This window comes from Sulfurimonas sp. CVO, assembly GCF_009883775.1.
Lineage (GTDB): Bacteria > Campylobacterota > Campylobacteria > Campylobacterales > Sulfurimonadaceae > Sulfurimonas > Sulfurimonas xiamenensis.
The window spans coordinates 230,114-242,570 of record NZ_CP033720.1 but is presented as its reverse complement, the minus strand read 5'-3'; the positions used below and the strand labels follow the sequence as shown (position 1 = coordinate 242,570).

Below are 12,457 nucleotides of genomic sequence, written 5' to 3'. Positions count from 1 at the left end.
TTTTTGTTTGATTTTACCCAAAGTTGATTTAAACTTTCGCAATAACAATTTAACTAAAAGTCTAATTCTATTATAAATTTATTTACACCGTTTTTATATTCATATTTTAAATGCAATGAATGTGCATCAAGTACATGTTTTACAATATAGAGTCCAAGCCCGAAACTCTGAGCTGATGTTGAATTATCTCCTTTGAAAAACGGTTCAAAATAGTTTTGCAGCTCATAAGAGAGCTTTTGCCCTATGCTCTCAAATACTAACATGTTCTTATCTGCTTTAACGACAACCTTTTTATCTTTTGAGTACTTTATCCCGTTGTCAAGCAGGTTTTTAACGGCTATAGAGAAGAGAGTAAAATCAACATCTATCTTAATGTTCTCAAACTCTTTTGCTACACTATCTTCTTCACACATTAAAATATCCATGGCGTTGTCAATGATATCTTCTAAAAAATAGCTCTTTTTTTCTAACTCTTTTTTTGTTGATATCAGCTCTTCTATGGACGCAAACTCTTTTATCAAAGACTCTAATCTGTAAAAAACTTTTTGCATGCTCTCAACATTCTCTTCTGTTTGAGGAAGGCGGGTTAAAAAATTTCCTTTTGTTATAGGTGTTTTTAGTTCATGCATTATATTTCTGATAAAAACATTCCTTGACTCTTGTAGTTTTTTTAATTTTTGCGCTGCTTTATGAAACTCGTTGGCAAGCTGAGATATCTCATCCTTGTTTGATGTCATGCACTCTAAATCAAAATTTTCATTGCCAAATTTTTTCACACTCTCTTGTAAAATTTTTAAAGGTTTTAGCTTATTTATAATAGAGAGATACAACAAAATAAATATTAAAAAAATTACCGCATAAGCAATTAAAATAATATTTTTACCATCCGATGAGATGCTATGGCTTGTCAATATAATTTTTTCTCTTGGTGTTTGCACAAAGATATAGCGGTTCTCTCCCAGTTCTAAGTATCTGATTTTAAACGCTCTGTTTGATTTAAACTCCCTGCTTTTCAACTTTTTTGAAGTGAGTATATTTTCTATCTCACCGGCATCCAAAATAACCGAAAAACCCAAATTTTTCATGTACTCTAAGAGTTCGTCTGAAACACTGCTTTCTCTATACTGATGCATAAAAATCTTTGTAATTTCTATATCTCTTTTATAGTTAAAATGTTTTTCTTTTTGCTTATTGACACCATAAAGCAGTGCAAAACTCACACTTATAAGAAGCAAAGAGATTAAAAAGATGATATTGATTGTAAAAAAAATAGAGTATTTTTTCATTCTGCCAACTTATAGCCGGAGCCTCTTATAGTAAGAAGATATTTTGGATTTTTAGGGTCTTGTTCTATTTTAGCTCTGATTCTGTTGATGATTACCGCCAAAGTGCCACTCTCTCCATTGGTATTTACAAAAGAGCAGTTTTGCAAAATATCGTACCTTGAAACGACAAAACCTTTTCGTTTGCACATCAAAGACATTATCTCATACTCCGCGGGAGTAAACTTTATAAATTTTGCATCTTTGGAGATCTCCTGTTTTTTCTCATCCAAAACAAACACCTCTTTTTTTGCTTCAGGCTTTAAGAGTTCGAGCTCTTTTGAACATCTGCGCAAAATCGTTTTTATTCTTACTTCAAGCTCCCTTGGATCGTAAGGCTTTGGAAGATAGTCGTCTGCTCCAAGCTCTAGGGCTATTACTTTGTCGGTTATATCGCTTCTTGCGCTTGATATGATGATGGGAATATTATGTTTTAAAAGCAGTTTTTTACATACTTCAAGCCCGTCCATGCCAGGAAGAGTCAAGTCTAAAATAATCAAATCATACGGATTCAACGCTATAGCGCTCAAAGCCAAAAAAGGGTCTTCGTAGTTTGTAATTTCTATATTATATTTTGCGAGATACTGAGTTAGGACATTCGCCAACTCAGCATCATCTTCAATCATTGCAATTTTTATCATAATCCATATCCATGTAGTAGTGGGTAATTTTACACTATTTACATGAATTTTTAGATTTACCGCCCATAGATGATTCCATTCTCATCGCCATTTTCTGATCAATCATTTTTCTTAACTCAGCTTTTTGAGCAGGTGTTAAAACCGCATACACGCTAGCAATCATTTGAGCTTTTCTCTCAATTTTTCCCTCTTGTTTCTCTTTTGAGAGTTTAATAAAAAGTTCTTTGTCAAAATTTGTGTCACTAAAAGCATTTGAGATTTTCGGCATGCTTTGCATATTTTCTATCATTATCGCTCTTATCTTATCTCTTTGTTCATCACTTAAATCAAGAGACATTATCTGCGCTATAAGAGGATTTTTATGGCTATTTTGTTTCATGTTGGATTGTTGTGATTTTGCGTAACTGCCTTTGCTTTTATCATAATTCATCTGAGCGGCTGCCAAAGAAGATGTCAGCAACACTGCCAAACCTAAACTCATTATAATTTTTTTGTTCATTGTGAACTCCTTTTGTTTTTTGTAGTAAAAGTATAGGGTAGTGTTATTAACGGTATTTTAATTTCATATTAACGATTTATTAACGATAGGCTATAATTTTATTTTAAAACAAGGCAAAAAAAGAATGACTCAACTAGCCATTATCGGACCGACAGCATCGGGAAAAAGTGATTTGGCGATAAAAATCGCAAAAAAAATCAACGCCTGTATCCTCTCCATAGATTCGCTCAGCATCTATAAAGAGATTGACATCGTTTCGGCAAAACCATCACCCAAAGAGCTTCAAGAGGTAAAACACTTTGGCATAAATCTTCTTAACCCCGATGAATATTTCAGCGTGGAAATTTTCATCAATCTCTACAAAGAGGTGCTTGAAGCATGTAAAAGTGATGCAAAAAATCTCATCATAGTCGGCGGAACATCTTTTTACCTAAAGTCTCTTATGAGCGGTCTCTCAGAGATTCCTAAAACAACAAAAAAAACAGTTCTACATGTAGAACAAAGGCTAAATAATCTTGAAGATTGTTATGATTTTTTATATAAAATCGACAAAGAGTACATGAGTAAGATAGCATCAAACGACAGATACAGAATTGAAAAAGCACTCCTTATTTACGAGGCTTCAAAACTCACTCCAAGCGAATGGTTCAGACAAAATCCTCCAAAACCGATAATAGAGAATCTCCCTATTTACAATATTGATGTTTCAAGAGATATTCTGCGAGAGAGAATCACAAAACGCACCAAGAAGATGTATGAGAGCGGGCTTATCGATGAAGTGTGCCGCTTAGAGCAAAAATACACAAGACTTCCGCACTCCATGGGCTCCATAGGCATAGTCGAAGTTTTAGAGTATCTTGATGGCAAAGTAACGAAAGATGAGATGCTCCAAAACATCTCAATGCATACAGCCCAGCTTGCAAAAAGACAGCAGACATTCAACCGCACCCAGTTTGAAAATGTCACAAACGCGCCGCTTGAAAAGCTAGAAGAGATTATCTTATCTAAGATTTAAACTTCTTTAAGCGTTATTCTGTTTCTTCCCATATTTTTACTTTCATAGAGTGCCTTATCAGCCATTTTTAGAAGCTCTTCAGAAGAGTATATTCCACCTACGCTTACGCAAACCAAACCAAAACTCACTGTTACATACTTCGATATTTCAGATTTTTCATGTACTAAACGCAAACATTCAATATTTTCTTTTACCTTTTGCGTCAATCTTAGCATGTCATTTTTGGATATTAAACTTAAAACAAAGACAAATTCTTCTCCTCCATATCTAGCTACTATATCTATCTGCCTACTAAAATTCTGTTTCAAAATATCTGCAACGGCACGAATAACTTCATCCCCCCTTTGGTGCCCGTAAGTGTCGTTATATGCTTTAAAATAGTCTATATCGCAAATCCCGATAGCAAAATCAAGATGACCTCTTACAGCTCTGCTAAACTCCTTTTCATAATTTTCATCAAAGTATCTTCTATTATAAAGCCCTGTAAGTCCGTCAGTTATTGCTCGCTTGTCAAGTTCTCTATTTCTTTTATTCAATTTATCTAAAATCTCTACCTCTTTCGTAATATCCTTAAAGACAACTACAACACCATTGTCATTAAATGGCGCCACATTAAGGCTAACTGGAAACAACTTACCGCTCTTTGTTATAAAACACTCTTGAGAAACTCTTTTTTTCCCATCTTTAAGAGTACTATAAATGGGACACTCACCTTCTAAATATCTACTTTTGTCAAATTTGCTATAGTGAAAAATATCATGTTGTTGTTTATATAAAATTTCTTCTTTATTGAACTCTAGCATCTCTAAAGCACTTTGATTGATAAAAAAACATACCCCGTTTTTATCAACCCCATATACACCCTCACCAATAGCCTCTAACATTAAAGTATTTCGAACTAATATTTCATTTATTTTGACTTGCTTCATCCTTTCACCTTTAATCAAATAGGAATTTATATATTTGCTATATATAGTAATGCCTTATACAGTATTGTTATATATCATTATATATTGCTAAACTTAAAATGAAAATAAATAATTTTAAAAGTGATATTAAATGAAAAGTTTATCTGTAGTAAGTGAAGAAGATTTAAATAAATTTTACCAAACTATATCTAATAATGTTCAAAGAATAAGGCAGGAAAAAAATAAACCTCAGTTAGATTTGGTACTAGAAATGGGTTTAAAATCAACTTCATTTTATAGTAAATGCGAAAATGCAAAAGACAATCATCATTTTAATTTGGAGCATATATATAAAATAGCGGTTGCACTAAATGTTGATATTTTAGAATTTTTTAAAGGAGTGCATACAACTACATGATACTTTAGCTATCTCTTCTCCTTTATAAACAATTAAAACTTATGATTTTCATGTTATTAACTTCGTATTGTTAGAAGATTTTGATTTGCACCTTGAAGAGAAAAGATTCTCAAGGGCAAATATATATTAAAATAAAAATACGGATATATTTAGTATCCGCTATTATATACAAAAACTGTAATAAAGTCTAACAATTGATTAATTGCTAAAAAAGCAAAAATTGTTCCTATTGCAGCAATGCCGATAATTGTTTTTAGAGGAAGTGTAGCATTTGCGCTATAAACATGGCCGTTGCTTCCGACTACAGGCTCTTTCATAAACATATAAACTATAAGTTTCAGATAGTAATATCCAGCTATTGCGGAGTTTAAAGCCATAATAAGAGCTAAAACAGTATATCCGCCAGTAACTGCAGAACTTATCAGGTACATTTTACCCCAAAAAAGAGCAAACGGAGGAATACCTGCCAAACTTAACATAAACAGAGCCATAATTGAAGCTGCAACAGGAGAAGTTTTTATCATTCCTGCAAATTTATCATAACTATGATCTGATTGCTGATGTGCAGGAAGATTTTTCTGTCTGCTTATCCAAAGCATAGAGAATGACCCTAGATTGGTAAAACTAAAAAGTATCCAGTATAAAAAGAGTGCGCTGTTTGACTGTGTTGTACCTATCAAAATTGCAGCCATTACAAAACCTGCATGCGAGATTGAGCTGTATGCCAGCATTCTTTTTACATCTGTTTGTACTAAAGCCCAAACATTTGCCATAGTCATAGTAACAATTACACCGATATACAAAATCATTTCCAACCAGATAACACCGCTATGAATTAAGAACTCGAAAATTCTCATTGCAACTACAAATGCGGCAATTTTTGGAATAATAGACATATAACCTGCTAATGCCGCCGATGAACCCTCATAAACATCCGGTGTCCAAGTATGAAATGGAACCATAGAGAGTTTAAAACCAAATGAAGCTAGAAAAAATACAACACCGACAAGCACAAAACCTATGTCTGCATAGTTATTGGCTGTAAGTACAGCCGCGATTTGGTTAATCTCAACCGAACCAGTAAGCGCATAAAATATCATGGAGCCGAAGCTGTAAAAACCTGCAGCCAATGCACCCATTGTAAAGTATTTTACAGCAGCTTCAAACGACTTGTCACGGTTATGCATAGCAATAAGCGTATATAGCGCCAGCGAAGCGGTCTCAAGCCCTACAAAGATAAGGATAAGATTGTCCGTTGCAACCATAAACTGAAAGCCTGCAATCATAAATAAGAAAAGTGCAAAAAATTCAGGGTATGAGAATTCATGGAATCTTTTATGTGTAAGTGCAAGCGGAATAAAAAGTATAGATGCACCGACAATTATAAATTGAGATAAGATAGCCAAACCGTCTATAAGCATTACATCAAAAACACCCATAACCGTTCCGTTTTCTTCAAAAATACCCGCAGAATCGATTAACGCTACAAAGTCCACCCCTAAAATAAGAAGACTTATCATAACATACAGAGACTTATGTTGATCACTTTTAAACAGATCAATAACTAAAACTAATAAAGCTCCAATAATTGGAATTAACATTGGCACGAGAGTCGTTAAGTTTAACGACTCAATTGAAACATCTATAGGTGATAACATTAGTGTGCCTCCTCTTCTGAACTGATTTTTGTATCTTTAACAATATTAGGAATTCTATTTTTTGCCTCTTGCGTTAACGCTTTTTCATGCATTAATTCAACAACAGACTCTACACTTGTATTGATTGGCCCTAAAACCGGCTTAGGATAAACTCCCAGCCAAACAGTTATAATTGCCAAAGGAATCAAAGCAATAAGTTCTCTTTTGTTTATATCTGGTAAATTTTTATTTTCATCTTTTGTAACTTCACCAAAAAACATCTTTTTATACGCTGCCAACATATAGATAGCACCGACAATAATAGCTGTTCCTGCAAGAAGAGTTAAAATATGAGACTGTTTGTAAAAACCAAGAAGACTTAAAAATTCACCTACAAAGTTTATAGTTAAAGGAAGTCCGACAGAAGCCATCAGCATAAGACCGAATATTGTCGCATATCTAGGCATAACATTTGCCAATCCGCCAAATTCACTCATAAGTTTTGTATGTCTTCTATCATAAATAACACCAACCAAGAAGAATAGTGCACCTGAAACAACACCGTGAGCTATCATTAAAAAGATTGAACCTGAAATACCCTCAACATTAAGAGCAAATGTTCCTAAAATAATAACACCCATATGTGAAACAGAAGAGTAAGCAACAACCTGTTTAATATCTTTTTGCGCATACGCCACCATAGCAGTATAAACAATCATAATAATTGCTAAAACAGCTATTGGGAACATAAAGTAAACCGAAGCATCCGGAAATAATGGAAGAGAAAAGCGGATAAATGCATATGTACCCATTTTTAAAAGTATTGCCGCTAGTATCACAGAACCGATAGTCGGTGCTTGACCGTGCGCATAAGGCAGCCAAGTATGAAATGGAAACATAGGAACCTTGATAGCAAAACCAAAAAAGAATGCCACAAATAACCAGATTTGAAATGATTCAGGAAGAATCAGACGATACCAATCAAGAATCGCAAAACTCCACTGACCTGTCGCCTGATAGTAAAAGTACGCCATAAAGAGCATACCCACAAGCATAACAAGTGAACCTGTAAATGTGTACAAAAAGAATTTTACTGATGCGTAAATTCTAAGCGGCCCGCCCCATGCTCCGATAATATAAAGCATAGGTACAAGAGAAAGTTCCCAAAAAAGATAAAACACAATTGCATCTAAAGCTGCAAATACACCAACCATTGTCATTTGCAAGAACAAAAGGGTAATAATCATATTTTTTACATCTTTAGTATCAGTAAGCGAAGCAATCCCGATCATTGTAAAAAATGCCGCTAAAATTATAATAAAGAGTGAAATTCCATCAACACCAACGATATAGTTGATACCAAATGTCGGAACAAGAGCAATATGCTCCATAAACTGCATTCCCGATATGTTTGAGTCAAATGCAAACCAAAGCAATAAAGCCAATGCAAATTCAATTGTAGCAACTGCAGTACCATATGCACGCATACTCTCTTTGTTAACTGCAAATCCAAACATGGCTGCTAGTGCCGGGAAGAAAATTAAAATCGATAAGATATGATCCAACATCTATTAAACTCCTAAACCTGAAAGAAATACTTTGATCTCTTCAGAATATTTAGCCGCAAGTCCAAAAACTACAGCTAGTGACAACAGGGCAACAGTTCCTGCTACCATCCACTTAAGCATCGTTGATAGATTACCACTTTGCATAACTCTTGTTTTCTCACCTGTTTGATAAAATACATTTGCAATTCCATCAACACTTGCATCAACAATTTTTTGATCAACTTTTGTCCAAAATACATCTGAAAGTTCTCTATATGCTTTAATTATATAGTTTTCATAAAAGTATGGAATATAGTACTGATTTATAAGCAGTTTATAGATAAAACTATTCTCCATTCTAGATGTTCCATCAGGCACTTTGATATCTCTGTTTGTATATTTATTATATGCATAAAGAATCGCCACAATAACTAAAAGTTGAGTTCCTATTGTCATAATCCAATATGTCGCTGCTGAGTGAACATGGTACTCTGTCGCAGGTAAAAGCTGTGTAACCATCTCAAAATAAGTCATTTTAAAAGCACCTGCTATCATTGCTAAAAGTAAAAGTGGACTCATAGCAACAAGCATAAATTTATATGCTTCATGCGGATGGATGCCAAAGAGTTTGTATCTCTCTTCGCCGTGAAAGATAAGCGCAACAAGTCTAAATGAGTAAAATGCCGTTAAACCTGCCGTAAACAGCAATACAGTATAGATAATATAGTGATGATCAACAAATGCAACCTCTAAGATAAGATCTTTAGAGAAAAATCCTGCAAATGGAAAAATTCCCGCAAGTGCAACTGAAGCAATTGTCATCATAACAAATGTACCTTTCATTACCTTGCCAAGTCCCCCCATTTTAAAAGGGTCAAGTTCATCATGCATCGCATGCATAACATTTCCTGCACCCAAGAATAAAAGTGCTTTAAAAAATGCGTGAGCCATAAGATGAAAAAGTGCGACCCAGTAAGCTCCCAAACCTGCAGCTGCAAACATGTAGCCGAGTTGTGAAAGTGTTGAGTAAGCGATAATTCTTTTCATATCACGGTTTACAAGAGCCATTGATGCGGCAAAAAGCGCAACAAATGCCCCTAAAGATGCGATAAACAATCCAACATTTGGAATCAAATCATAAAGCGGATTTGCACGAATAACCAAGTATACACCTGCTGTAACCATTGTTGCCGCGTGGATAAGAGCAGAAACCGGAGTTGGTCCCTCCATCGCATCAGCAAGCCAAGTATGAAGCGGGAACTGAGCCGATTTACCCATAGCACCAATAAATAAGAATATACCCATCCATGTCAATATTTCTGTTTCCAACCCTTGCATTGTTGCAAAAGCACCTTCATACTGAAGTGTGCCAGTATTCCAGTAAATCAAAAAGATACCGATAAGCATTCCAAGGTCTGCAATACGGTTCATAATAAAAGCTTCATTAGCTGCCCATGAAGCACTCTCTTTTTGATACCAAAAACCGATTAACAACCATGAACAAAGACCAACGCCTTCCCATCCGATAAATAGACCTGCAAAGTTATCACTCATTACTAAAATCAACATAGAAAAAACAAAAGCTGAGAGATAAGAGAAAAATCTATTAAACCCTTTATCGTGATCCATATAACCGATAGCATAAACATGAACAACAGTTGAAACTAAAGTTACAACTATCATCATAGTAACACTTACCTGATCTACAACAAAACCAAATGGTATATAAAGATCCCCTGTCGCCATCCATGTCATCATCTCTACATGAAGAGTCAATCCCGTACCAAGTACGAAAAAGAGAAGGATAAGACTACTTAAAAGCGAAACGCCCAGCAAAATACTTGGAACAATGCCCGCTATTTTTGTTTTTGGCGATGCACCAAAAAGTGCTGCAAACAAAGAACCAACTAAAGGTGAAAAAAGTGCAGTATATAAAAACAGTTCCATCTTTTATCCTCTCATCGTTGACATGTTGTCAAGATCTATATTGTTATGTTTTTTATGCCAAACAATCAAAAGACCAAGTCCTACGGCAACTTCCGATGCAGCAATCGCTATAACAAAAAATGCAAACATCTGCCCTGTTAAATCACCGTAATAGTGTGAAATGGCTGCAAAAGAGATATTAACCGAATTTAATAGTATCTCTGTTGCAAAAAAGAGCATTAATAAATTTTTTCTTCTCATAACACCCACCAAACCTATAGCAAAAAGGATGGTTGAGAGCACAAGATAGTGATTTAATCCAATTTCCATCATGAGATCACCTTTTTATTTTTATCTTCTTCTCTCATCATTAAAATTTCTTGTTCATTCATAAGAGTAAGAGATAGATCCATTTTCTTTCCTGCAAGTACTATTCCTGCAACCATAGCAACAAGAAGCATTACAGCTGCAACTTCAAATGGAACAAGATACTTTGTAAAAAGCACCATACCGACTTCTTGAACATTTCCTGCACCTTCTGTTACAGGATATAGTGCCTCTATATTATTACCGACAATAGGAGCAGCAACAATAATAACAACTAAAACAGCACTTATAATACTTAATCCAAAAATAATCGCTTTATTCCCCTGTTTCTCTTTTACCTCTCTTGTTGTATCAAAAAACATCATACCAAAAGCGTAAAGAGCCATTACAGCACCGGAATAAACGACGATTTGAACCGCGCCTAAAAACTCAGCACCGAGAATAAAGAAAAATGCTGATATGAAAATCATTCCTGCTGCTAATGCGCTAAGAGCATACAACGCTTGTGATGTCGTTACTGCTATATAAAACATTGCTATTGTCAAAAAAGCAAACAAATAAAAAGCTATCGCTTCAAACATAACCAAACTCCTTAATATGCTAGAGGTGTTTTTTTAACACGCTCATCTTCATGTGGTGTAATTGAGCCAAAGCCTTCAAATTCAACCTGTTTTCCGGCTTTCATTTGATCAAGCGGCGTCAACATATCTTGATACATTGTAAAATGCTCTCTTTGATCACTTGCATTTTCATACTCGCCGCCATGTGTAATCGCAAGCTCCGGGCAAACTTCTGCACAGTAACCGCAAAAAATACAACGGCCTAGATTAATGCTGTATTCAGTCACCTCTTTACGGGAATTTTCATCAAGTTTTGTGTCGATTCTGATGCAATTAGAGATACAAATCTTTTCACAAAGACCACATCCTATACATCTCTCAGTATCTGATTCCCAAAGTCTCTTCATCTGATGCACGGCACGATACCGTGGACCAATAGGCATCTTTTCTAAAGGATACTTTACAGTGTGAGTATTAAATTTAATCATTTCACGCAATACAACGCCAAGACCGACAAACAACTCACCTCTTAAAGTTCTTTTTACTACTCTTTTAAATTTGCCCCAACTATCAGTCGGATAATCCTCAATATCTACTAGATAGTAGTCACCTGTAACATTTCTATCGTTAAACTGTTCATTAAAATGTTCGTTATTCATACCCACCCCTTACATCATAACTATACCAGTGATTACAATATTAATCACTGCTATCGGCATTAAAACTTTCCAGCACAGCCACATAAGCTGATCCGGTCTTATATCTGGCCAAGCTGCTCTTGTCCACAAGAAAAAGAAGAAGAAGAATGCAACTTTAAGAAGTAAACCTATTGCGCCTAAAAAGCTTCCGTCTCCATATCCGCCCAAGAAGATAAGAGCCATAACAAAAGAGATAAAGAACATATTTGCATACTCACCGATAAAGAAAAGTCCCCATCTCATACCTGAGTACTCCGTTCCAAATCCATCAATAATCTCATGGTCGTTTGCTATTAAGTGAAACGGCGTTCTTCCCGTCTCAGCAAAAGCAGCTATCCAAAAGAGTATAAAAGCAACGGGTTGAGACCATACAATCCAATCTGTAATACCTCCTGCTTGATACTCATTGAAATCAATCAACGATAAAGAACCGACCATCATAATAGGAGCTAAAATCGATAAGCCGGTAATAACCTCGTAAGAGATAAATATAGCAGCACCCCTTGCAGCGGATATAAGCGAAAACTTATTCGCAGAAGCCATACCCCCAAGAAGAGGACCATATAGACCAACTCCCATAATCCCAAGAATATATAAAATACCGATATTGATATCAGCTACTATCGGATGAACTTCATATCCAAAAATAGTAAAAGATGGTAAAAACGGAATTGCTGCTGCTGCCATAAACGCAGTTGCTGCCGTAATTACAGGTGCAATTTTAAATATTCTGCCAACTACATTTGTAGGAACAATATCCTCTTTTGTAAAGAGTTTAATCCCATCTGCCGCAACTTGTAAAAGTCCAAAAGGACCAACATTCACAGGTCCAAGACGACGCTGCATAAATGCAAGAACCTTTCTTTCAAAATAGGTTCCAATCCCCGCTAAAGCAGAAAATACAAGTAAAATTACAACGATTTTAATAATCGATTCAATAAAATATGCTGTTTCCATAT

General features: G+C 35.2%; 13 protein-coding genes. 2 read left to right on the top strand and 11 right to left on the bottom strand.

Annotated features, from left to right (window positions below):
- Positions 1-53: 53 nt before the first annotated feature.
- From CVO_RS01250 to CVO_RS01240, 3 genes are read right to left on the bottom strand one after another with little or no spacing between them, the layout of a single operon-like run.
- Entirely contained in the window at positions 54-1,286 is a 1,233-nt protein-coding gene (locus CVO_RS01250) for an ArsS family sensor histidine kinase (RefSeq protein ID WP_159569552.1), read from the bottom strand.
- A complete protein-coding gene (locus tag CVO_RS01245) occupies positions 1,283-1,963 on the bottom strand; it encodes a response regulator transcription factor (protein ID WP_159569550.1) in 681 nt (226 codons plus the stop codon). Before CVO_RS01245 ends, CVO_RS01250 begins: the two co-directional genes overlap by 4 nt.
- Before the next feature lie 34 nt (positions 1,964-1,997).
- Positions 1,998-2,462 carry a Spy/CpxP family protein refolding chaperone gene (locus CVO_RS01240; RefSeq protein WP_152299978.1) on the bottom strand — a complete coding sequence of 155 codons (465 nt, stop codon included), beginning with the start codon at positions 2,460-2,462 and terminating at the stop codon, positions 1,998-2,000.
- 124 nt (positions 2,463-2,586) lie between these two features.
- On the opposite strand from CVO_RS01240, the gene miaA reads away from it, so the two are divergent.
- Positions 2,587-3,477, top strand: a complete 891-nt coding sequence (miaA, locus tag CVO_RS01235; RefSeq protein ID WP_159569548.1) for a tRNA (adenosine(37)-N6)-dimethylallyltransferase MiaA — start codon at positions 2,587-2,589, stop codon at positions 3,475-3,477.
- Here the strand turns inward: miaA and CVO_RS01230 are convergent.
- Positions 3,474-4,406 carry a diguanylate cyclase gene (locus CVO_RS01230; protein ID WP_159569546.1) on the bottom strand — a complete coding sequence of 311 codons (933 nt, stop codon included), beginning with the start codon at positions 4,404-4,406 and terminating at the stop codon, positions 3,474-3,476. The genes miaA and CVO_RS01230 overlap by 4 nt on opposite strands.
- A gap of 130 nt (positions 4,407-4,536) precedes the next feature.
- On the opposite strand from CVO_RS01230, the gene CVO_RS01225 reads away from it, so the two are divergent.
- Complete coding sequence (locus tag CVO_RS01225; protein WP_152299981.1) at positions 4,537-4,803, top strand: helix-turn-helix domain-containing protein; 267 nt, start codon at positions 4,537-4,539, stop codon at positions 4,801-4,803.
- Positions 4,804-4,952: 149 nt separating this feature from the next.
- On the opposite strand, the gene nuoN is transcribed toward CVO_RS01225, so the two are convergent.
- The 7 genes from nuoN to nuoH are packed head-to-tail and all read right to left on the bottom strand — an operon-like array spanning position 4,953 to position 12,455.
- Complete coding sequence (gene nuoN, locus CVO_RS01220) at positions 4,953-6,461, bottom strand: NADH-quinone oxidoreductase subunit NuoN (protein WP_159569544.1); 1,509 nt, start codon at positions 6,459-6,461, stop codon at positions 4,953-4,955.
- On the bottom strand, positions 6,461-8,008 hold the full coding sequence (locus CVO_RS01215) for an NADH-quinone oxidoreductase subunit M (protein WP_152299983.1): 1,548 nt from the start codon (positions 8,006-8,008) through the stop codon (positions 6,461-6,463). The genes nuoN and CVO_RS01215 overlap by 1 nt, the downstream gene beginning before the upstream one ends.
- 3 nt (positions 8,009-8,011) lie before the next feature.
- Positions 8,012-9,934: an NADH-quinone oxidoreductase subunit L gene (gene nuoL / locus CVO_RS01210; RefSeq protein ID WP_159569542.1), complete on the bottom strand. Its 1,923-nt coding sequence runs from the start codon at positions 9,932-9,934 to the stop codon at positions 8,012-8,014.
- A 3-nt stretch (positions 9,935-9,937) separates the two neighbouring features.
- Entirely contained in the window at positions 9,938-10,246 is a 309-nt protein-coding gene (nuoK, locus tag CVO_RS01205; protein WP_011373432.1) for an NADH-quinone oxidoreductase subunit NuoK, read from the bottom strand.
- Complete coding sequence (locus CVO_RS01200) at positions 10,243-10,821, bottom strand: NADH-quinone oxidoreductase subunit J (RefSeq protein WP_152299985.1); 579 nt, start codon at positions 10,819-10,821, stop codon at positions 10,243-10,245. Before CVO_RS01200 ends, nuoK begins: the two co-directional genes overlap by 4 nt.
- An 11-nt stretch (positions 10,822-10,832) precedes the next feature.
- A complete protein-coding gene (gene nuoI / locus CVO_RS01195) occupies positions 10,833-11,459 on the bottom strand; it encodes an NADH-quinone oxidoreductase subunit NuoI (protein ID WP_159569540.1) in 627 nt (208 codons plus the stop codon).
- 9 nt (positions 11,460-11,468) lie between these two features.
- Positions 11,469-12,455 (bottom strand): NADH-quinone oxidoreductase subunit NuoH, encoded by a 987-nt coding sequence (gene nuoH, locus CVO_RS01190; protein WP_152299987.1) that lies wholly within the window; start codon positions 12,453-12,455, stop codon positions 11,469-11,471.
- Positions 12,456-12,457: the final 2 nt, after the last annotated feature.

Coding starts and splice junctions, on each gene's coding strand:
- CVO_RS01250 (WP_159569552.1), bottom strand. CDS start 1,286: ATGAAAAAATACTCTATTTTTTTTACAATCAATATCATCTTTTTAATC.
- CVO_RS01245 (WP_159569550.1), bottom strand. CDS start 1,963: ATGATAAAAATTGCAATGATTGAAGATGATGCTGAGTTGGCGAATGTC.
- CVO_RS01240 (WP_152299978.1), bottom strand. CDS start 2,462: ATGAACAAAAAAATTATAATGAGTTTAGGTTTGGCAGTGTTGCTGACA.
- miaA (WP_159569548.1), top strand. CDS start 2,587: ATGACTCAACTAGCCATTATCGGACCGACAGCATCGGGAAAAAGTGAT.
- CVO_RS01230 (WP_159569546.1), bottom strand. CDS start 4,406: ATGAAGCAAGTCAAAATAAATGAAATATTAGTTCGAAATACTTTAATG.
- CVO_RS01225 (WP_152299981.1), top strand. CDS start 4,537: ATGAAAAGTTTATCTGTAGTAAGTGAAGAAGATTTAAATAAATTTTAC.
- nuoN (WP_159569544.1), bottom strand. CDS start 6,461: ATGTTATCACCTATAGATGTTTCAATTGAGTCGTTAAACTTAACGACT.
- CVO_RS01215 (WP_152299983.1), bottom strand. CDS start 8,008: ATGTTGGATCATATCTTATCGATTTTAATTTTCTTCCCGGCACTAGCA.
- nuoL (WP_159569542.1), bottom strand. CDS start 9,934: ATGGAACTGTTTTTATATACTGCACTTTTTTCACCTTTAGTTGGTTCT.
- nuoK (WP_011373432.1), bottom strand. CDS start 10,246: ATGATGGAAATTGGATTAAATCACTATCTTGTGCTCTCAACCATCCTT.
- CVO_RS01200 (WP_152299985.1), bottom strand. CDS start 10,821: ATGTTTGAAGCGATAGCTTTTTATTTGTTTGCTTTTTTGACAATAGCA.
- nuoI (WP_159569540.1), bottom strand. CDS start 11,459: ATGAATAACGAACATTTTAATGAACAGTTTAACGATAGAAATGTTACA.
- nuoH (WP_152299987.1), bottom strand. CDS start 12,455: ATGGAAACAGCATATTTTATTGAATCGATTATTAAAATCGTTGTAATT.